A 21,312-nucleotide genomic window follows, 5' to 3' on the forward strand; every position below is an offset into this window, starting at 1 on the left:
CGCCGTGCTAGCGGACTCGATCGGGTGTCGCGGGCGGTGATGGTGCGAAGTCTTCATCGGGGACCGCGAACAGCCGGATGGCCATCGGGCGGGCGTTGGGGGGCGCCTCGGCGCGCATGAGATGGCCGTGCTTTCGCAGCAGTTCCATGTAGTCGTCCATGAAAGCCTGCAGTTCGTCGTGGGTCATGAACGTCGCGTGCCGCTGCACCTGCGCCCACCCGTCGGGTCCGGTCCATTCCTTGTTGGCTCGCACATACCGGTCGATGTCCGCGCTGATCTTCAGTTTCGCGAGTTGTTCGGCGGCGGCCTGCTCCTGTGGCTCCATGGTGGCCGGATCCGGCATGGTGTGGCTGAAGGGTAATGTCCGCCACCATCTTTCGCGTCCCCGCGACTTCTCCGGAATCTCCTCGATGAGCTTCGATTCCGCAAGTTTGCGCAGGTGATAGCTGGTCGTGCCGGTGCTCTCGCCGAGCACCCCGGCCAGCGTCGTCGAGTTGGCCTCGGTGTGGGCGCTCAGGTATTGCAGGATCTGTCCGCGCAGCGGATGCGCCAGCGTCCGGTAGAGCGTCGTGCGTTCGGCGCTGGTCTGGGGTTCCACGGTGCGCTTCCGCATCCACACAAGGTAGCAGAGATGACTCTGCAAAGAGATATTTGCAGAAATTTCTTTGCAATCGTACGGTTTGTGTCATGCGTACGAAATGGACGGTCACCCAGTGGTTTTCGGGGGCCCTCGGCGCGGTAGCGGTCGGGCTCATCCCGTGGACTGTGCTGCTCAGCCGGACCCTGCCCGACGAGACCAGGGTGCGGAACTGGGCGACGGCCTGGATCGGACTGGACATCCTGCTGACCGCCGGCTGCACCGTCACCGCGGTGCTGGCTCGCCGCCGTGCCGAGCGCGTGCGGGTGGCCGCGGCGGCGACCGGCTCGGTTGCGCTGCTCGACGGCTGGTTCGACGTGACCACCGCGGCCACGGGCCCGGAATTCCTCGCGGCCGCCTGCTGCGGTGTCGGGGAACTGCTACTTGCCGCCGTCTGCGGCTTTCTGGCACTGCGGCACAACGATTGATCGAAGGAGCATCGATATGCGAACGAAGACAACCCTGCTGGCCCTCGCCGGCACCGGCGCGGTGGCCGGGGCGGCGTACCTGTGGTTCGGCGACCGCGCGCCCTACCCGTATTCGCAGCGCTGGATGCTGGATCTGCCGCTCCCGGGCCTGACCACCGCGCGGCTGGCACGGGTCCTGGATCCACGCCCGGGCGAGCGCATGCTCGAGATCGGTCCCGGGACCGGCTTGCATACGATGGCGATGGCCGACCGGCTGGGGCCCGCGGGCCGCTTGGACGTGCTGGACATCCAGCAGGAGATGCTCGACCATGTGGACCGCCGCGCCCGGCATCTGGGCACCATCGTCCCGAATCTTGGGGATGCCCGCGAACTACCCTTCGATTCGGGCACTTTCGACGCGATCTACATGGTGACCGTGCTGGGCGAGATCGGTGATACCACCACGGTGCTGCGCGAGGCGGCGCGAGCGCTCAAACCCGGGGGACGACTGGTGATCGGCGAATTCTTCGATCCGCACTGGATTCCCCTCGGCCGTCTCCGCGACCACGCCGCGGCCGCCCATCTGCACATCGACGACCGGATCGGCCCGACCACGGCCTATTTGGCCAGGTTGCGACCGTGCTCGCACGGAACGTGCGCCATCGAGCCCTACCACCACGACCGCGGCCGCAGGTGATTCGCCAGATCCACCAGCGCATACCGCTGCAACCGCCGAGGCGCGTTGCGCGCGATGTGCCGCAGCACGATCTCGATCCCCGCCCGCAACTCCTGGTCCGTGTAGTGCATCCCCAGGATCGTCGCGTCCGGAGTCCGCGGCCGCTCCCCACTCCGTAGCCACGACAGCGCCGCGCCCAGCACCAGCGCCTGCAGCTGGAGCAGGCGGGGCTCGTCGGGGAGTTCGCGGAGGTGGTGGGCGGCCTCCTCGAGGTCCTCCTGGGTGAGTGCGGCCGACGGGCGGGAGACCAGCAGGAGGCTGGCGGTCATGCGGGCGACGTCGTGGTGGCGGGAGGTCTCGGGGACCTGCTGGAGCGTTTCGACGGCGGCGGCGTTGTCGCCGGCGGCGGCCAGCAGTCGGGCCAGGCCGAAGGCCGCGCTGGCGGTGCCGCGGTTGGTGCGCCAGACGGTGCGGTAGAAGCCGGTGGCCGCGCGCGCCCAGCCGTCCGGGCGGTCGGGGCTGGCCTCGAACAGCAGTTCCGCGGTGGCGGCCAGGGCCAGCACGGGTGCGAGCTCGCCGGGGACCATCGAGGCGACGAGGTCGAAGTGCTCGTAGGCCTGGTCGTAGTCGCCGGTGGCGAGCTCGGCGATGCCGGCGTACCACTCGATGCGCCAGTCGGTGCGATAGCCCGCGCGCAGCCCCTCGAGCTTGATCAGGGCGTAGTCCACCTCGCCCAGGTCGAGGTAGGCGCGGATCTCGGTCAGCGTGCCTTCCAGCTCGAAGGTGTCGGGGGTGGGGATCTTCGCGTTGCGCATGTTCTCGCGGGTCTGCCGCAGCGCGTCCAGTGCGCGGTGTGGATCGCCGTGCAGCAGCGGGGACAGCAGCTCCGCGGAGGGATCCTCGCTGTCGATCAAGGGCACCGGCAGTGCGGACACCACCGAGGCGGGATCCAGGCTCGCGGTGCGGCGCGCGCCGTCGACGAGGCCGTCGGTCTGCCGGATCAGGGTGTCGATGCCGAACGCCCCGCGTGCGGCCCCGAACACGGCCGACACCTGTGGATACTCCAGCCCGGTGTCCTCGGCCAGCACCGCGCGCAGCACGCCGTGCAGCTGCCGGTACATCGCATAGGACGACGGAAACCGTTGTGCCGGATCGGGATCGGTGGCCCGCCGCAGCAGCCGGGAGAACGCCGGATAGCGGCGCAGCAGCGGTTCCTCGCCGGGGGAGGGGATGCCGGGCAGCTTGTGGCCGTGCTCGTCGGTGGGCATCCGCATGGTCAGCGCGGCCAGGGTGCGCCCGACGGTATAGATGTCCGACGCGACGGTCGGCCCGGTCCGGGTGAATTCGGGCGCCTGATAGCCGGGCGTGCCGTAGAGACTGCCGCCGGACTGCCGCGCGGCCACCGCGCCCAGGTCGATCAGCTTGACCTCGTCCTCGCTGACCATGATGTTGTCGGGCTTGAGGTCGTTGTACGCCAGCCCGAAGGAATGCAGATAGTCAAGTGCCGGAAGGATTTCCAGCATGTAGGCGATGGCCTCGGCGACGGGCAGGCAATCGGGGGAGCGCTCGTCGAGCTCGGTCTTGAGCGAGCGGCCGCCGACATATTCCATGACGATGTACCCGCACGGAATGCCGTCCGCGGCACGATGTTTGACGAAGTTGTAGATCTTCACGATCGCCGGATGCGCCATCTCCGACAGGAACTGGCGCTCGGCCAGGGCCACGACGTGTGCCTCGATGTCGAGCGGATTCTGCAGGCCCTTCAGCACCACCCAGCGCCCACTGACGTTGCGGTCGCGGGCCAGGAAGATCCAGCCCATCCCGCCGTAGGCCAGGCATCCGCGCACCTCGTACTGGTCCGCGACGAGGTCCCCGGGCTCGAGCATCGGCCGGAAGTTGAAGGGTGAACCGCAGTGCGCGCAGGACCCTGCGATGTGCCCGGCGCCGTCCCGCTCGGTCCGCCCGACGGCATGCTGGCATTTCCAGCAGAATCGCTTGTCCTCGGGCACCTCGGGGTTTGGCAGCACCGCGGCGGTCGGATCGACCGGATTCACCCGTGGCAGCGTGACCAGCCCGGCGCCCAGGCGCCGCACGCTGGGGCGGGAGCGCGCCTCCGGCTCGGGCGTGGCCAGGCCTTTCCCTTCGACCAGGGTGGGCTGGGTGGCGACGGCTCGGCGCGTGGCCCACCGATAGGGCGCGTCGCCGCCATCGCGTAGTTGTCGCGTCGCCCAGGGCGGCGGACCCACGTGGCCGGACGGGGTGGAATTCTCGGCCATTCGCCTTCTTCGAACCTCGAACATCGCACTGACCCGGAAACCCGACCGCTCCGCAGCCGGACCGGGGTCCGGACTGCGGAGCGGCGATTGGCCGGTCCCGGCGGGTGTCACGGTTGGTTACCGGGACCGACGGGCATTAATGCGATTGTGCCTCATCGTGCGGATTCGCGCCGGAACTCTCCCGATGCTCGAGCGGACGCTCGGCCAGGACCGGGTATGCCCCGGTGTAGCCGATGCGGGCCTCAGCCAGCTCCATGACCCGGCGACGGGTCAGGAACCAGCCGCCGACCATGAGCGGAAGCACGATCACGCACATCGCCAGGACCGCACCCCACTGGGTGACGTCGCGGCTGAAGACCATGATCAGCACGATCCCGGCGAGGAACACCAGCGTCGCGACGCTCGTGTACGGAGCACCGATCAGCCGGAACGATGGACGCGCCGCCTTGCCCTGCTTCGACCACCGCCACAGCTGCAGCTGGCACAGGAGGATCGCGGTCCATGCGAACATGGTGCCCAGCGCCGACACGTTCATCACGATGGTGAACGCCTTGTCCGGCACGACGGCGTTGAGCCCGACACCGATCAGCGCGATGCAGCCGGTGGCCAGGATGCCCACGTAGGGTACGCCGCGGGAGGACATCAGCGAACCGATCTTCGGTGCGCTGCCATTCATGGACATCGACCGGATGATGCGTCCGGTCGAGTACAGGCCGGCGTTCAGGCTCGAGAACGCGGCGGTGAGCACCACCAGGTTCATGATCGTGCCGGCGCCGTGGATACCGAGCTTGGAGAAGAACGTCACGAACGGGCTGGTGCCGGACTTGAACGCCGTGTACGGCAGCAGCAGGGACAGCAGGACCAGCGAGCCGACGTAGAACAGCGCGATGCGGGCGATGACCGAGTTGATCGCGCGGGGCATGATCTTCTCGGGGTTCTCCGCCTCACCGGCCGCCGTGCCGACCAATTCGACTGCGGCGTAGGAGAATACGACGCCCGTGACCGACAGTGCCAGTGGCCATGTGCCCTTCGGGAACAGGCCGCCGTGCTGGCTGACGACGGACCAGCCGGTGGTCGCACCGTCCAGCTTGAACCGCCCGACCAGGAAGATCGTGCCCAGGATCAGGAATCCGACGAGCGCGACGACCTTGATGATCGCGGCCCAGAACTCCATTTCGCCGAACCACTTCACCGAGATCATGTTGATCGTCAGCACGATGGCCAGTGCGATCAGCGCGATCAGCCACTGCGGGATGACCTTGGTGGCTCCCCAGAAGTGGACATAGGTCGCGATCGCCGTAATGTCGGCGATTCCGGTCATACACCAGTGGAAGAAGTACATCCAGCCCACGCCGAAGGCCAGCTTCTCGCCGTAGAACTCGCGGGCGTACGAGACGAACGAGCCGGAGGACGGCCGGTGCAGGACCAGCTCGCCGAGGGCGCGAAGTATGAAGAAGACGAAGATGCCGCAGACGGCATACGCGATGAACAGGCCCGCGCCCGCCGAGTGCAGACGAGCGCCTGCTCCCAGGAACAGTCCCGTACCGATGGCGCCGCCGATCGCGATCATCTGCAGCTGGCGCGGCTTGAGCGCCTTGTGGTAACCCTCGTCCTCGGAATGCAGCGAGTGCGCCTGCGTTTCCGGAGGAGGTTGAACGGTGGTCATTGTGCGGGGACCTTTCGTGTGATGCCGATCATACCGCTGTGTGGTGTAACATACCGTCGAAAGATGGCACATGCAAGAGGCGGGCTGACTTGTAACGCCACGGAAACCCAAGGCCCTCATCAAGACCCGGGGTCGGGGGGCCTGTGGCCACGGGTTTCGATGTGGTTTCCTGGAGGTATGGCAGTGGATTCGGAGTTCACGATCGATGAGCTGGCGCGTGAGTCCGGGATGACGGTACGCACGCTGCGTGTGTACAACGAGCGCGGGCTGCTCCCGCCGCCGCAACTCAAGGGCCGCACCGGCTTCTACAGCGAGGAGCACCTGAACCGGGTGCGCATCATCAGCCGGCTGCTCGATCGTGGCATCAAACTCAACGGTGTGCGCGATCTGCTCGAGGCCTGGGATCGCGGCGACGATCTGGCGGCCGTGCTCGGGGTCAGCGCCTCCGCGTCGGCCTCGGTCGCGCCCGCACCGTCCAGGCCCGCCGCCGCGGCGGTCGAAACCACTGTTGCCGCAACCGAACTCGCCGAGCGCTTCGCCGAGATCCCGAACGGCCTGGCCCGCGTGGTGTCGGCCGGGCTGTACGAGCCGGTGGACGCGACCACCTACCGGGTGAAGGATCAGCAACTGGTCGCCATCGCCGCGCAGCTACAGGACGCGGGCGTGCCGCAGACCCGGGTGCTGGACGAGCTGGAGCGGTTGCGCGACGATTGCGACCACATCGCCCGCCAGTTCGTGGACATGTTCGAGCGCACCGCGGTACGGGACTTCCGGCGCTCGGAGCGTGGCTCGCAGGACGTGGCGGATCTGGTCGCGCACCTGTCGATGACAAGGTCGATGCCCGGCCGGGTGGCCGCGGATCTCATCGGGCAGTACGTCGCCCGCTATCTGGAGCACGTCACCCGCGAGCTGGGTGACGCGCTGCCCGGCAACGTTTGAGCTGGTTCAGTCCTCGTCGTCGGTGAGGGAGCGGCGCCGGTGCCCGGGCTCGGCCTGCTCGCGCGCGGCCGGGGGATCGAACGAGGCTCGTTGCGGCTCCGGCACTTTCGCGCGCAGCTCGGGCAGTCCCTCGACCATGGCCGACAGGCTCGGCAGGCGCGAGCGGGTCTTCTGGATGGGCGCGATCAGCTCCTGCGCCTGGCGCGCCACGTCCGCCGCGGCCGCCTGCGCGGCCTCGGTCACCGCCGCGGCGATGTCGTCGTAGTCCAGCTCGTCGATATCCTCGGAGAATTCCGTGTCGATGGGCACGCCGTCGGCATTGCAGGTGACCGTGACTCGCCCGTCGCGGACACTGGCCGTGGCCATGAGCTCGACGCGCTTGCGCTGTGCGTCGGCGATGGCGCGGATCTGGCCGTTGACGGTGTCCATCAGATCGGCGAAATCGGCTGCCATCCTTTCGTTTTCCATGGCTTCGGAACCTCCTGATCAGGTGATGTTGAATTCGTAGGTGGCGTAGCGGTGCTTGTCGGTGCCCGCCTCTTCCCAGTAGTAGCTGTGCCGGCCGATGTGGCCCAGGCGTATCCGGGTATCGGCCATGACCTTGAAACCGCTACGCCGGGCGCGCTCGCAGAACGAATATTCGGCATTCATGTACCAGTGGTCGTCCGGGCCGTCGGGCTGCAGCAGCGGCAGGAAATACGGCACCGTAATGCGATCGAATTGCTTATTGCAGATCGGTAGCTGCTCGTGGACGATCATCGTGTCGTACACCTTGCGCTGGGTATAGCAGAAACCCATTGCCGCATAACGGATCTCCATCAATCCGCCACCCTCGCCGAATATCACCTTCGGGGTGCCGGGCAGCAGATTGCAGGCCAGCTCGCGCCTGCCCTTGCGCGGATAAATTCCACAGACCACCGGCTCGTCGTGTTCGCGCAGCATATCCACCGCATCCGCGTCGAAGCCGACATCGGAATCGATCCACATCAGCGCGTCGTAGCCGTCCAGCAGCGCGTCCGTCGCCATCTGGCTGCGCCCCTGATCGATCGCCGCGTAGCGGGGCACCGCGCGCACGTGGTAGCCCCGGGCCTCGAGTTGTCCCAGGCCGCGGGCGCATTCGGGCTCGAGGTATCCGCCGATCGGAACGAGAACGATGCAACGGGACGGATCCATCGTGTGTACTCCCCAAAGCTCCGGTGATCAGAAATTGAATGTGAAGGAGGCGTATCGCTCCCGGGAACTGCCCGCGTCCTCCCACTGGTACGTCTGGCGGCCGATATGCCCCAACCGTATACGAGTGTCGGCCATGACCTTGTAACCACAACGAATCGCGCGCTCGCAGAATGCGAAGTCCTCGCCCAAATACCAGAAGTCGTCGCCCGCCGGCACCGCCATCGGCAGAAAGTACGGGACCACCGGACGGCCGAAGTGCTTGTTGCAGGTCGGCAGCCCCTCGTGTTCCTGGATCCGGTCGTAGATATAGCGCCGGGTGTGCAGGAATCCGGTGGCGCCGTATTTGATCTCGGCCAGGCCGCCACCCTCGCCGAAGGTGAGCTTCTGGGTGCCCGGCTTCAGGTGCACCACCAGCTCGCGCTCGCCCTTCTTGGTGTAGATGCCGCAGGAGATGGGCAGATCCAGGGTCCGCAGCTGCAGCACCGCCTCCACCGGGAAGGACATGTCGGCGTCGATCCACATCAGCTCGTCGAACCCGGCGGCCAGCGCGTCGGTGGCCATCTGGCTGCGCACCTGATCGATGCCCGACGCGCCGTAGACGCGCCAGACCGGATAGCCCTGGTTCTCCAGCTCGAAAAGCGCACGCGCGCAATCGGGTTCGATGCTGTCCGCGACCGGGACCAGAATGACGCAGCGGGCCGGGTCGAGCCTGCGCCTGGTATCGGGCGCCACCCAGTAGGTTTCCAGGCTCGACGGGCGGGCCGGCGATTCCGATCCGGCCGCAACCGCGTGGATCACGCGGGGTGACACCGGCTCGAGCTTCCGCTGCGCGAGGAAGGCCCTCAGCTCGGTGACCCGATAGTCCTCACCGTCGTCGGAATCCCATGCGGGATCGCGGGTGTCGGTCGCGTTCAGAGCCGGGAGCCGCCGGACGTTGCGTACCGTGACGGCATCGATGACGGCGATCGCCTCGGACGCGGAATCCGGGTCGAGCATGCTGGACCACAGCGAGTCCAGGCCCAGGCCGGTCGTCGTCACGCCGAGGTCGGATGCGCAGCGGCGCAGGAACTCCCGGCTGAAGCAGGGTGCCATCGGCTCCACATAGTTGGTGTAGCGCAAGACATTTCCGGGAACGACCCGGGTGATCTCAGCGTTGACGAAGCTGTCGTCGGTCAGCGCGGGCTGGGCCAGCGCGAGCCCGTATTCGGCGCAGAGGTCGAACAGCGCGTTGATCGAGGCGGTATCGGTCATGAGCTCGCAGTCCGGGCACCAGACGTAGTCGTACTGCTCGACGGTCTCGGCCATGGACTGGATCAGCTGCCGCAGCGCGGGCCATTTCGGTCCGCTCACATCGACGCGCTCGACCTGCGGGCTGCGGAAGCGTTCGGGATCCTGGCCGGCGTAGCCGACGATGAGATCCCAATTTCTTTCGCCCGGACCGGACATCCACGCCTCGTGCTGGGAGATGTCGTCGGCCCAGATGATCACAAGATTGCGTCGCACGCGGTCAGTATCGCTCATGACTCGGCCTCGGCGGGCTCGCTCTCCTGCGCCGCGGGCTCCGGATCGTCCGTCTTGGCGCTGTGCAGGTGATAGGTATATGTCTGGTACCGCTGCACGTCCGATCCGGCCTCCTCCCAGCTGTACGCCTCGCGCCCGATGTGCCCCAGCCGGATCCGGGTGTCGGCGATGATCGGGAATCCGCTGCGGCGGCAGCGCTCGGAGAAGGCGAAGTCCTCGCCCAGGTACCAGTGATTCTCGCCGTCCTCGACGATCATCGGCAGGAAGTAGGGCACGGTCGGATTGCCGAACTGGCGGTTGCAGACGGGCAGCTGCTCCTGCGCCTGGACCTTCTCGTAGACGCTGCGCTTGGTCAGCAGGAATCCGGTTGCGGCGTATTTGATTTCGAGCAGTCCGCCGTCCTTACCGAAGACCAGTTGCTCGGTGCCGGGCTCGAAGTGCACCACCAGCTCGCGGCGGCCCTTCTTGGCGTAGACCCCGCACACCACGGGAAGATCAAGGGCGCGGAGCCGATTCACCGCATCGAAGGGGAAGTCGATATCGGCGTCGATCCACATCAGCTCCTCGAAACCGGCATTGAGCGCGTCGCTGGCCATCTGGCTGCGCGCCTGATCGATCGCCGAGGCGCCGTACAGCCGCCACACCGCGTAGCCCTGCCGCTCGAGCTCGAACAGCCCACGGGCACACGCCGGTTCGATCTTGTCCGCCACCGGGACCAGCACGACGCATTTGGCCGGATCCAGCACGCTGCGGGCGGGGGCCTGCCAGGCCAGGCGCCGCCGCACCAGGCTCGCCGGTTCGGGGAATCCGGCGGGCAGGCCGCGGTGCACGAGGTAGGGCTGGCGCGTGACGCCCTTGCGCTCCATGTAGGCCTGGTATTCCGCCTCCGGATCATCCACCCCCGCCTCGCGGACCGCGTGGTAGAGATCGCCGCCGCCCTGCGGGCGGGAGTGCCGCACCGGGACCGCGTCGAGAATGGCGGTCTGGCCGGGCTGCAGCATGCTGGTCCACACGTAGTCCATGCCCCAGCCGGTCTGGGTCTCGGAGAAGTCCGGCAGCGCGCGACGCAGGAAGGCTCGGCTCAGAACCGGGGCCATGACCTCGACGAAGTTGGTGTAGCGCAGTGTCCATCGGGCATCGATGCGAGTGATCGGATGCACGACATGGCTGTCCGCGCTCAGCGCCGGCTGGGCCAGCGAGAGCTGGTATTCGGCGCAGTAGTCGAACATGAGATTGACCGTCGCGGTGTTCGCATCGATGTCGTCGTCCGGCAGCCAGATGTAGTCGTAATGGTCGAGCTCGTCACCGAGCTCGTTGATGACCTGCTGCAGGGGAGGCCATTTCGGCCCCTTGAGATCGATCCGCCGCACGTCCGGGGCACGGAAGCGGTCGGGATCGTCACCGTAGTAGCTGACGATCAGATCCCAGTTCCGGTCCACGGGACCGGCCAACCAGTTCTCGTGCAGCGACGTGTCGCCGGCTCGGACAATGACTAGATTGCGTCGCACGTTGGCCAGTATTGCATCGTCCGGCATACCGGAGCATGTGGAGGCGCAGGCCCGGCAACCGCTCCGGCGCCGCGCGGCGCGCCGGTGAATGGGCCGGAAACGTTACGATTGCGCACCGCTATGCGATTAAATAGATGCAGGCTACCCGCGCCGCACGCGTTGCCGGGCGTGCGCCAGAACATCTTTGGCGCCCTGCGGTCCGGTCGGTTCGGGTTTAGCATTGGGTGTGGAGGTTGCCGATGAGCAATGAGCGTTTGATGGCCGATGCCGCGATGATGATGGAGGCATTAACTAAGCAAATGTCTGGCATCGCCGCGGTGCAGCGCGACCGCGCCCTGCTGACCGCGACGGTCACCGCGTGCGACAAGCGCATCTCCGTCACCGTGAATGCTGATGGCATCCTGATAGCAACCAAATTTGCTGAGGACATCGGTGATCTGTCCTACGAGGAAATCGCCGCGGCGATGACCGAGGCCGTGCAGGCCGCCGCGCGGAAGGCGCAGAAGCAGACCCAGGAGCTCATGGAGCCGCTGCGCCAGGAGAAGGCGCGGCTGCCCAAGCTGTCCGAATTGCTGGAGGGTGCACCGGATCTCGGCGAGATGATGCCCACCGCGCCCCCCGCCTCGCTCGCCCCGCCGGACTCGCCCGAGCGGCAGCGCGAGGAGGCTCCGGACATGGTCTACGGAGACGTGGAGGACATCCGGCAGCGCTCCTTCATCAATGATCCCGACCGGTAGGTGCGGGTTGTACCGATATGGGCCTCTATCTACCACCTGAGCTTCGCTGGCTGGGCTATGTCGCGGGAGGCGAGTGGCCCGACGGCGACGAGGACGCGATCTGGGATGTCTCGAGCTACTGGAAGGACGCCGCGAAGGCGCTGCGCGAGATAGATTCCGACATCCAGACGGCCAAGAGCCAGGCCGTGTCCGCCTATCCCGAGGGCAGCGGCTCCGACGGCGTGTCGAAGATGTTCGACCAGTTGCTGTCCGGGGATCAGTCGCTCGATCAGCTTGCCGACTATATGGATTCGCTCGGCGACGCGGCCTTCAACATGGGTACGCAGGTGCAGGCCGCGAAGCTCATGGTCATCATCTCGCTGATCGCCCTGGCCATCGAGATCGCCTGGGCGTGGCTGTTCCCGCCGACCGCGCCCGCGCAGGAGGCCGCCTCGATCGGCATCACGCAGGTGGTCGTGCGGTTCCTGGCCAGAATGATCGGCGAGCGTATCCTGTCGCAGGTCGCGAAGTTCCTCGGCGAGAAGTTCATTAGCCTGGCCAGCAAGTTCGTCCTCGAGATCCTGAAGTCGGCCCTGATCTCCGGTGGCGTCGACGCTGCGGTGCAGCTGGGCCAGATGGCGGACGGCAAGCGAAAGAACTTCGACGTCAAGGAGTTCGGCACCGCGCTGGCCGGCGGCGCGCTCGGCGGCGCCGGCGGCAAGATGTTCGGCGACTGGTTCGGTAAGCAGGCCGGCAAGATCTTCCAGGACATGTCCAACCCGTGGATCCGCACCGGCAAGGGCATTCTGGTCGGCGCGGCCGGTGGCGAATTCGGCAACGTCGCAACGAATGTCGCGGGCGGGCTGATTACCGGCGACTGGAGCGGTTTCAGCAACGGCGCGGGCTGGGCCGGTGGCGCCATCCACGGCGGCCTCGGCGGCGGCGTCCGGTCCTACAAGGACGGGCCCCAGTTCGGCGGGGTCAAGAACTTCGAAGTGCCGAACTTCACCCCGGAGGGCGGATCCTGGGGTTCGAACAAGTCCCACGGGTTCGGCGAGGACATTCCCAACACCACTCCGGCCGGATATCACGGCGGCAGTGAGGATTTCGGCAACAACTCGCCGGGCGCCTTCAAGACACCGCCCGTCTCGAACGAACAGCACACGCCCAATCAGGAACCGGTTGCGGTTCCGGGCGACAACAACGGCGCGCCGAAGTCTACGAATAATCCTGGTGAACAGGGGAATTCGAATAGCAAGAGCACTACTCCGGCCGGCGGAGAGTCACCCCCCGCGCCGAAGACCACCTCGACGTCGACGCCCACCGGCAACAGCGACAAGTCCACGCCCATAGGCACTTCCGAGGACGGCAACAACTCGCAGAAGGCCCCGGAGAATTCCGGCGTGAACAACGAGAAGTCCACGCCCACAGGCAATTCCGGTGGCAACGAGCAAAATTACTCGTCCTACGACAATTCCGGCGGCTCGAAGGGCGGACTGTCGGACGGCTCGGGCAACCAGCACGCGGGCCTGAGCTCGGACGGCAACAACCAGCCCACGACCGGAATCACCTCGGGCAGTGGCCGTTCGAGCTCGGACTCCGGCTTCTCCGCGAGCGGCAACGGCGACGGCACCGTCCAGCGCCCGCAGCTGAGCATCAACACCGACGTCCCCCCGGTGCGCGACGAGCCGGTGAGCCCACTGGGCCCCGGCGAGGACGGCCCGCTCACCGGCAACGAATCCCCGGTCAGCCCGATCGACCAGGCCAACCCGTGGAACAAGCAGAGCAGCCCCCTGCCGGGCGGGTCGCCGGACTCCTCGCCGCTTTCGGATCCCTCGACGAACCGGCCGGTGACGCCGTCCTCGTCGAGTCCGCTCGAATCGAATTCGTCCACACCGGTCGGGAATTCGCCCACCCGGGCCTCGGCCTCCTCGACGGGTGCGGGCGGCAACAACGAGCAGAGCAGCCCGATGCCGGCCTCCTCCAAGGGCACTCCGAGTACCCCGAGCGGTCCGGCCGCGGGCTCGAGCAGCTCCGTGCGCTCCGTACCCTCGGGCCCGCCCCCCAGCAACCGCGCCTCGGTCAGCGGCCTGGGCGACGGGTCCTCGACCCCGTCCAGCAGCAGGCCGGGCGCGCTGGACAACAACCAGGGCGGCACGGTCAAGCCGTCGACCACCCCCGGCGATGGCTCCGGCACATCTCAGAGCACCCCGCAGACCACGGGCGGCGGCCGGTCCGGATCGGGCGCCTCGAACGATAACCCGTTGCCCCCCTACGGTTCCCGACCGCACGACGACGCGACCCCCCATGCGGGCCTGGACACCGGCGGCCTCGGTGGGCACCATGACGGCCCGGGCGGCATCTCCCACGACGGCACGCCCGGCGAGCCGTCCTGGGAGCGAAACCCGGACGGCAGCATCACCGTTCATCTGCCCGACGGCACCGAGGTGCACGTCCAGGACGGTTTCGTCTTCGTCGGCTCGCACGCGGGGGTCGACGGCGGCGGCCCCGCCGCGCCGCACAGCTACGGCCGCGACGGGTCGGTGAAATTCCCGCGGCCGGACGGGAGCATCACCGTCAAACCGGACGGCGAGACCGTCGTCTCGAAGTCCGGCGCCCCGACGACGAAGTACCTGCCCGACGGCACCAAGGTCGAATTCGCGCCCGGCGCACCGACGAAGGTCACCACGCCGGACGGCACGGAACACACGGTGCCCACGGACCAGCAGGACTGGCAGAAGCACGACGAGTTCGGCTTCACGGTCACCTCGCACGACGGCACCGAGCACACCGTCGATTCCGAGGGCAACATCGTGATCCACCGCCCCGGCGACGACCACGCGATCAAGGTGTCCCCCGACGGCTCGGTGAAATTCACCGATCCCCACGGCGACGAGCTCGGCACTCCGGCGGGCAAGGCCGGCAAGGGCGCGGGCCAGTTCGACCAGCAGACCTTCGGCCGCCCGGACCGCGTCACGCACACGGTGCTGCCCGACGGCGGCGGCGTGCGCACCACCGGCCCGGACGGCTCGACGACCACCGTGAAGCCGGACGGCACAACGGAATTCAAGTCCCCGTCCGGCCACACCACCACGCACGACCCGGAGGGCGGGAAGGTCGATTTCGGGCCGGGCGAGCCCACGAAGGTAACCCATCCGGACGGCTCGAGCCACGAGGTGCCCTCGGACAAGGGTTCGTGGGACAAGGATTCCGGCGGCGACATCCGCACCAGCTCGCCCGACGGCACGACGCACCTGATCAAGTCCGACGGCGGCCCGATCGCGGTGGGCCGCGGCGCCGACGACCCGCACCGGTTCATCGTGCACCGGCCCAGCGAGTCCGAGGGGTCCGGGCATTCGCCCGGGACGATCGGATCGATCAAGGGCAAGTTCTCGGACACGTTCGGCTCCGGCAACTTCAGCGAGCACGCCGTCGAGTTCTTCGGCCCCGACGGCAAATCCGTCAAGGTGCAGGTGAGCTCCAACGGGTCGGTCAAGGCCACCGGTTCGGACGGCTCCACCATCACGGTGAAGAAGAACGGCTCCGCGGAGTTCGTCTCCGGCGACGGCGAGAAGACCGGATTCGGCTCGGGCGGAAAGGAATCCGGCTCCAAGGAGAACTGGGTCGGCAACGACGCCACGTGGAGCAAGCAGGGCGACGACGTGCACATGACCGCGCCCGACGGCACCAAGATCACCGTCGACGGCGAGGGCAACATCCACTTCTCGCATCCCGGCGACGCGGACCACATGGTCACGGTCACCAAGGATCACGAGATCACGTTCGGCAGGCCGGACGGCACCGGCCACACCGTGCACCCCGACGGTTCCGTGCGCACCAAGAGCCCCGACGGCACCGAAACCACCGTCAAGCACGACGGCACAACGACATTCGAGGAAAACAACGGCAACACCACGCTGGCGAAGCCGAACGGCACCGTCGTGCAGCACAGCCCCGACGGCCCAACGGTGGTGTCCGGCCACGACGGCACCGAGCAGACCATGGAGCCGCACGGCGCGGTGACCGTGAAGGAGCCCGACGGCACCGTCCACACCATCAACGATGCGGCAAATCCACTGGGCGGGCGCACGACCAAGTACCCGGACGGCTCCACCACGACGGTGGAGAAGGGCCCGGAGACCCCGGGCCTGAAGGACCAGCTCTTCGGCGACCACAAGCCTCCCTCCGTCGGCCTCAACCGCCCCGACGGCACCGAGCTCTCGGTGAACGACAAGGGCACGGTCAAGGTCACCGACCCGAACGGCACCACCTATGAGAAGGATTCGAAGGGCAACGTCACCGTCACCCGGCCCGGCGAGGAGGGCGGCACGGGTGGCGAGGACAAGCTGCCGATCGAGACCAAGGGCGGCACGGTCAAACTCTCCAACGGCTCGACGCTGGAGAACACCTCCGACGGTTTCAAGGTCTTCCACGACGACTCGGTCTCCGAGGTCGGCAAGGGCGGGGTGAAATTCACCGACCAGCAAGGCAATACGCGCACCACCCGCCCGGACGGCATGATCAGCTCCACGAAACCCGATGGCAGCAGCCGGGATACGCGCTCGGATGGCGCGGTCCGCGACACCCATCCGGACGGCACCGAGGAGGGCAGCCGCCCCGACGGCACCACCTGGACGGTCGACGAGAACGGCAAGGTGCACGTCAACGAGCCCGACGGCACCCAGCGCCCACCCGTCGACCGCCTCAGCGAACACCTGACCGGCGGCCAGATCGTCCCGGTCAAGTCCAACTGGTCGCGCTACGAGGCGCCCGCGCAGACGCCCGATCCCTTCGCATACCAGGCGCCCGAGGCGCCGATCGCCGAGGAGTGGCTCGCGCAGGACCCGCAGTTCCAGAACGGCCCGCCGAACATCAACATGCCGCCCCCGCCGAATTGGCCCGGCGGCAACTGGCCGGGCGGCAACTGGCCCGGTGGTAACTGGCCGGGTGGTAACTGGCCGGGCGGCAACTGGCCCCCGCCCTGGTCCCACAACTGGGATCACTTCCCCGGGGTGCACACGGCCGGGGGCGGCGGCTCGCACCACATGCCCGACCTGTCGGCGCTGCACAACATGGCCAACCAGGCGGCCGCGGGCCTGCACGGCGGCCCGCCGGGCATGTCGATGCCGAATCTGTCGCCCTCACAGCTGTCCGGTCTGTCGAACATGGCGAATATGCCGGGCCTGTCGAGCCTTCGTGGACTGAACGGGCTTTCGCCCCAGGCGCTCTCGGGTCTGTCGAATGTGCCCGGGCTGTCGGGCCTGTCGCCGTCGCAGCTGGGCGGGCTCTCGCAGTTCTCGCCGCAGCAGCTCTCGGCGCTCTCGCCCGCGCAGCAGCAGACGCTGGCGGGCCTGTCGCCCGGCCGGCAGCAGGCGCTGGCGGGGCTGTCCCCGCAGCAGCTCGCCGGTATGTCGCCGGCGCAGCTGGCGGGCCTGACCGGTCTGACTCCGGCGCAGCAGTCGGCGCTGTCGCCGTCGCAACTCGGTGCGCTCTCGGGACTTTCGCCGCAGCAGCAGTCGGCGTTGTCGGGCATGCCTGCCTCGGAGCTGGCGGGGTTGTCGCCCTCGCAACTGTCCGAACTGCGGAACATGACCCCGCAGCAGTTGGCGCAGCTCTCGCATCTGTCCCCGCAGCAATTGGCGAACGCGCTGAATGCCGCTCAGGCGCAACAGGGTCCGCCCGGACTCGGCAACCTGGCGGGCCTGCAGCAGGGCCTCAACGGACTGACCGGGACGAACGGCCTGTCGGGCCTGAACGACCTGTCCAGCCTGGCGAATTCGGCCAACCCGGCGCTGACCAACGCACTCTCGGGACAGAATTCGATGCCCTCGCTCGGCGCGCAGGACCTGGTGAATTCGCTGGGGCACGACGGATCCGGAACGGCCGGCGGCCACGGTGGCGGCGGATCCGCCGATTCGGCCGGCGGACAACAGGACCCGGCCGCGGAGTACGGCCCCGACGCGGCCAAGGACATGGCCGCGGTCACGAGCGGCGGCGGTGGCACGTCCGCCGCGGGCGGCCCCGGGGCCGGACATGCCGCCCCGGATGCGTTGCAGCACAACCCGGCAGCCCAGGACCAGACCCCGGCCGCCCCGTCCCAGGGCGGTGGCGGATCACCAGGATCCGCGGGCGGCGCCCAGAAGCCCGAGGGCGAGGGCGAGGGCGGCGGAAAGCCGGCCCGCAAGGGCGCCAAGAAGAAGACGCCCCCGAAGAAGCGTGCGATACCCAAGTCGGTGCTGATGATGTCGCCGGACGAGGAGATCGCGCCGGAGGAGCCGGAGGAGCCGGAGGCCGACGTGGACGTCAAGTTCACGATGGGCGGTTCCGCAGGCGCACAGGCACGTTCGGGGAACAAGGTGACTCCGGAGGTGGTCACCGGGGGGCCCACCACAGGTGATCCACCCGCGGACTGAGCGTGGCGGCAGGCCGAGCGGACGTTAATGAACTTTATGAGGGAGATGGCAGAGCATGGTTGCGGCAAGCGGTAGCGGCGGTAGTAACGGAGGGAGTTTCGGCACATCCACCGGCGGTCCCAACGACACGTCCGGCTTCGACCTGACCGACTGGAAAAACCTCGACAACGGCGCCAAGAACGGTTCCCTGGGTATCAACACCCAGATCAAGGCCGCCGACGAGGTGTTCAAGAAGAGCGCGCAGGCCGTCAATGAGCTGATCCAGCAGATGGGTGTGTACTCCAAGTACATCACCGACAACCAGATGAACGCCATCCCGCCCATCACGAACGAGCTGGGTGGCACCGAGCTCACGAACATCTACAACCAAAAGGGCGGCACCATTCTCGACGGGATCTCGGGCCTGACCCAGATCCTGACGAACATGGAGAACACGTTCCTCGACGCGCTCAAGGCCTACCGCAAGGCGGAGGGCCAGTCCACGGACGATCTCAACGGCATCGCCGGGGCGGCCCTGAACAACAATCCGAACAACCGGAACCCGCCGGGCGCTTCGGATTTCAGCGTGAGCGAGGACAACAACACGCCCACGACCCCGCAGAATCACGACACCAATCAGACGGTGTCGATCTCGGATGCGAGCTCGTGGACGTTCGACGACTTCTACAACTTCGGTCGCAAGATGATCGGCAGCGACTGGAACACGGACATCGCGGGCACCCGATACGCCTGGATGGCCAACCAGATGGCCCAGGACATCAACACGCTGACAACACAATTGGCGAACATCAAGGCCGATATGTGGACCGGTATCGGCGCGGACGACGCTATGAAGGCCATCGGGCGGTTCGAAAAGGGCGCGCATGCCTTCAGCGACAGCATCAATGAGCTCTCCACGGTCCTGAAGTACACCTCGGGCTGGCTGAAGTCCACGTTCGACAACATGCCCGACAACACCTGGGAGGCCTGGCACAAATGGCGAGCCAGCTGCACCCTCAAGAAGTGGCGTGACGGGTACCTGAACACTTACAACAACACCTATGTGCCCGGCATCAAGGGCGCGCTCGGCGGCCTACCGCTGATTACCGTCCTCGGTCAGGGCACCGGTAACGCCAGCTCGAGCGGGTCCAACAGCGGCAGCGGCACGGGCAGCGGCAGCGGTACCGGCAGTGGCACCGGAAGCGGCACCGGCTCGGGCAGTGGCACCGGTTCCGGCAGTGGCACCGGTTCGGGCAGCGGGACCGGTTCGGGCAGCGGTACCGGTGGCGGCAACGGCTCCGGCGGCGGCAACGGCTCCGGCAACAGCAGCATGGGCGGGTACAGCGCCGGTTACTCGGCCGGTTACTCCGCGGGCTTCCAGGCCGGTGAGAACGCCGCGCACAACGGCGGAGGCGGCGGCAACCAGGGCGGCGGCGGTGGCGGCTCGTACGGCGGCGGCAGCGGCAGCGGCCAGGGCGGTGGCGGCCAGGGCGGCGGCGGCAGCCAGGGCGGTGGCGGCACCGGCGGTGGCACCGGCACCGGCGGCGGTGGCGGTGGCAGCTACGGCGGTGGCAGCTCGGGCAGCACCTACGGCGCGGGCGGCGGCCCTGGCACCGGCGGCGGTACGGGCGGCGGCACCGGCGGCGGCGCCGGAACCTTCGGCGGCCAAGCGGGTTACAACTCGAGCTCGGCCGGGTCGACCAACGGCAGCCAGACCTCCGCGCTCAACCCCGCCTCGGCCTACGCCGCGGCGTACTCCGCGGCAATGGCCTCGCTGGCGAGCCAATACGGCGGATCCTACGGCGGCGGTAGCGGTTCCGGCTTCGGCCTGCTGTCGGGTTCCGGCTTCGGTCTGCTGTCCGGTTCCGGGTTCGGTCTGCTGTCCGGTTCCGGTTACGCCTTCGGCAGCGGTTCCGGTTACGCCTTCGGCAGCGGCTCCGGAGCCTACGGCAGTGGCTCGTTCGGCTTCGGCAGCGGTTCCGGATACGGCAGCTACGGCGCATCCGGTTATGCCGCAGGCTATTCGGCCGGGTTCCTGGCCGGAGAACAGGCCGCGGGCATGTCGGGCGCGGGCCTGGGCAGCCTGTTCGGCGGCGGTTCCGGACTGGGCAGCCTGGGCAGCGACCTGGGCGGCCTGCTGTCCGGCATCCTGCCCGGGATCATCAACGCGGTCGCCTCGGGCGCGGGCCAGCTGCCCGGCATGCTCGGAAATGCGTTGAGCAGCATCGGCGCCGGGCTCGCCGATGCCGGTCACCAGCTGCAGGACGTCGGGAACCAGATCGATGCGGCCGGTCAGCACGTCGCCGCGACCCTCGATGCCCCTGCCGATGTGTCGAAGCTGTTCCCGCGGGCCCAGATCGGGGATGTGCAGAGTCCGGTCGATCCCGGCCAGCAGGGCAACCAGCAGATGGGCGGCGGGATGCCGCCGATGGGCGGCATGGGCGCCGGCGGCGGCCAGCAGGGCGGCGGGTCCAAGGAACACAAGAGAGCCAAATATCTGGACGGCGCATCGAATCTCGACGATGTGCTCGATCCGGTTGACAAGGTGAGGCCGGTGATCGAACCGTGAGTGAGCAGTGGAATTTCACCGGACTCGAATTCCAGGTGATCTGCGACAGGTATCGCAGCGGGTCGATGCCCGACCCGTTGTACTACACCCTCGACGAGCCGATGACGATCGACGAGGCCGGTCGCCTGAAGGAGAAGACCTGGGAGGAGTTGCAGGCCAGGTGGGATCCGATCTGGGACTCGATGGTCGATGTGCTGTGCGCACCCGAGCTGTACATTCGGGTGCACGGCTGGGACGAGATCGACCAGGACAACGGCGCGAAGAACATGTACATGCACTTCGCCCGCAGTGGCGCGCAGGCGTTCAGCTTCGTGCAGAAGCCCGGTAAATCCATGTGGCACACAGACGGTTTCCTCGTGACCGAATGTGACCCGAATGCCCTGGCCAACGAGGTCGTCAACGCGCTGCCGATGGTTTCGGCGGGCCGGCTGCCCAACACCCCGATGATCATCGATCCCGCCGAGCATGTGGGCAACCGCGGGTCGAGCTTCTTCCGCGACGATGACGACGACGAGCCGCCCGCCCAGATCTCGGCGCGGTTCTGGCAGACCCGCGCCAGGCTGACCGGCACGGTCGTGATCGTGCAGGGCCGCTCGATGTACGGGCCGCGCGGCATCCGCGAGGAAAAGATCATGTGGCGTGACGTGATCGGGGACGGCCGCTACGTCATGACGATGGACGACCATCCCATCGCGGTGGGCGCCGGCCCGGAGGCCTTCGTCCGCCGCATCCAGCGGGACATCGACAATCTCATGGATCGCGTCGAAACCCAGTGGGAGGCAGGCTATGAGGATCGCTACTGACACGAAATCACGGCCGAGGTAAGGAGATC

Annotated in this window: 14 protein-coding genes; 7 read left to right on the forward strand and 7 right to left on the reverse strand. The window is 67.6% G+C overall.

Translation table 11 applies throughout. The features are described from left to right. Positions 1-7: 7 nt before the first annotated feature. Entirely contained in the window at positions 8-613 is a 606-nt protein-coding gene (locus ABH933_RS33405) for an ArsR/SmtB family transcription factor (protein ID WP_429421719.1), read from the reverse strand. A 74-nt stretch (positions 614-687) separates the two neighbouring features. Between ABH933_RS33405 and ABH933_RS33410 the strand changes: the two genes are divergently transcribed. Continuing rightward, a complete protein-coding gene (locus ABH933_RS33410; RefSeq protein WP_429421721.1) occupies positions 688-1,065 on the forward strand; it encodes a hypothetical protein in 378 nt (125 codons plus the stop codon). Between the two features lie 16 nt (positions 1,066-1,081). Further along, entirely contained in the window at positions 1,082-1,741 is a 660-nt protein-coding gene (locus tag ABH933_RS33415; RefSeq protein ID WP_429421723.1) for a class I SAM-dependent methyltransferase, read from the forward strand. Here the strand turns inward: ABH933_RS33415 and ABH933_RS33420 are convergent. Both ABH933_RS33420 and ABH933_RS33425 read right to left on the reverse strand, forming a co-directional pair. Then, complete coding sequence (locus ABH933_RS33420) at positions 1,714-3,996, reverse strand: tetratricopeptide repeat protein (protein ID WP_429421725.1); 2,283 nt, start codon at positions 3,994-3,996, stop codon at positions 1,714-1,716. The genes ABH933_RS33415 and ABH933_RS33420 overlap by 28 nt on opposite strands. 136 nt (positions 3,997-4,132) lie before the next feature. Continuing rightward, a complete protein-coding gene (locus ABH933_RS33425; protein WP_429421727.1) occupies positions 4,133-5,662 on the reverse strand; it encodes an amino acid permease in 1,530 nt (509 codons plus the stop codon). 177 nt (positions 5,663-5,839) lie between these two features. Between ABH933_RS33425 and ABH933_RS33430 the strand changes: the two genes are divergently transcribed. Next, a complete protein-coding gene (locus tag ABH933_RS33430; RefSeq protein ID WP_429421729.1) occupies positions 5,840-6,601 on the forward strand; it encodes a MerR family transcriptional regulator in 762 nt (253 codons plus the stop codon). 6 nt (positions 6,602-6,607) lie between these two features. Here the strand turns inward: ABH933_RS33430 and ABH933_RS33435 are convergent, their stop codons facing one another. From ABH933_RS33435 to ABH933_RS33450, 4 genes are read right to left on the reverse strand one after another with little or no spacing between them, the layout of a single operon-like run. Further along, the gene (locus tag ABH933_RS33435) at positions 6,608-7,054 is read right to left on the reverse strand and encodes a YbaB/EbfC family nucleoid-associated protein (RefSeq protein WP_429421731.1); all 447 of its coding nucleotides are present in this window, start codon (positions 7,052-7,054) and stop codon (positions 6,608-6,610) included. A gap of 33 nt (positions 7,055-7,087) precedes the next feature. Then, positions 7,088-7,774, reverse strand: a complete 687-nt coding sequence (locus tag ABH933_RS33440; protein WP_215923512.1) for a hypothetical protein — start codon at positions 7,772-7,774, stop codon at positions 7,088-7,090. Between the two features lie 27 nt (positions 7,775-7,801). Continuing rightward, entirely contained in the window at positions 7,802-9,277 is a 1,476-nt protein-coding gene (locus ABH933_RS33445; RefSeq protein WP_429421733.1) for a hypothetical protein, read from the reverse strand. 14 nt (positions 9,278-9,291) lie between these two features. Continuing rightward, entirely contained in the window at positions 9,292-10,803 is a 1,512-nt protein-coding gene (locus ABH933_RS33450; protein WP_429421735.1) for a hypothetical protein, read from the reverse strand. A 257-nt stretch (positions 10,804-11,060) separates the two neighbouring features. Between ABH933_RS33450 and ABH933_RS33455 the strand changes: the two genes are divergently transcribed. The 4 genes from ABH933_RS33455 to ABH933_RS33470 are packed head-to-tail and all read left to right on the forward strand — an operon-like array spanning position 11,061 to position 21,283. Further along, the gene (locus ABH933_RS33455; protein WP_429421737.1) at positions 11,061-11,540 is read left to right on the forward strand and encodes a YbaB/EbfC family nucleoid-associated protein; all 480 of its coding nucleotides are present in this window, start codon (positions 11,061-11,063) and stop codon (positions 11,538-11,540) included. A gap of 17 nt (positions 11,541-11,557) precedes the next feature. Further along, positions 11,558-17,932 carry a hypothetical protein gene (locus ABH933_RS33460; RefSeq protein WP_429421739.1) on the forward strand — a complete coding sequence of 2,125 codons (6,375 nt, stop codon included), beginning with the start codon at positions 11,558-11,560 and terminating at the stop codon, positions 17,930-17,932. Positions 17,933-17,987: 55 nt separating this feature from the next. Next, complete coding sequence (locus ABH933_RS33465) at positions 17,988-20,480, forward strand: hypothetical protein (protein WP_429421741.1); 2,493 nt, start codon at positions 17,988-17,990, stop codon at positions 20,478-20,480. Then, entirely contained in the window at positions 20,477-21,283 is an 807-nt protein-coding gene (locus tag ABH933_RS33470; protein ID WP_429421743.1) for an ESX secretion-associated protein EspG, read from the forward strand. Before ABH933_RS33465 ends, ABH933_RS33470 begins: the two co-directional genes overlap by 4 nt. Positions 21,284-21,312 lie beyond the last annotated feature (29 nt).

The sequence above is a fragment of the Nocardia sp. GP40 genome, from assembly GCF_050434125.1.
GTDB lineage: Bacteria > Actinomycetota > Actinomycetes > Mycobacteriales > Mycobacteriaceae > Nocardia > Nocardia albiluteola.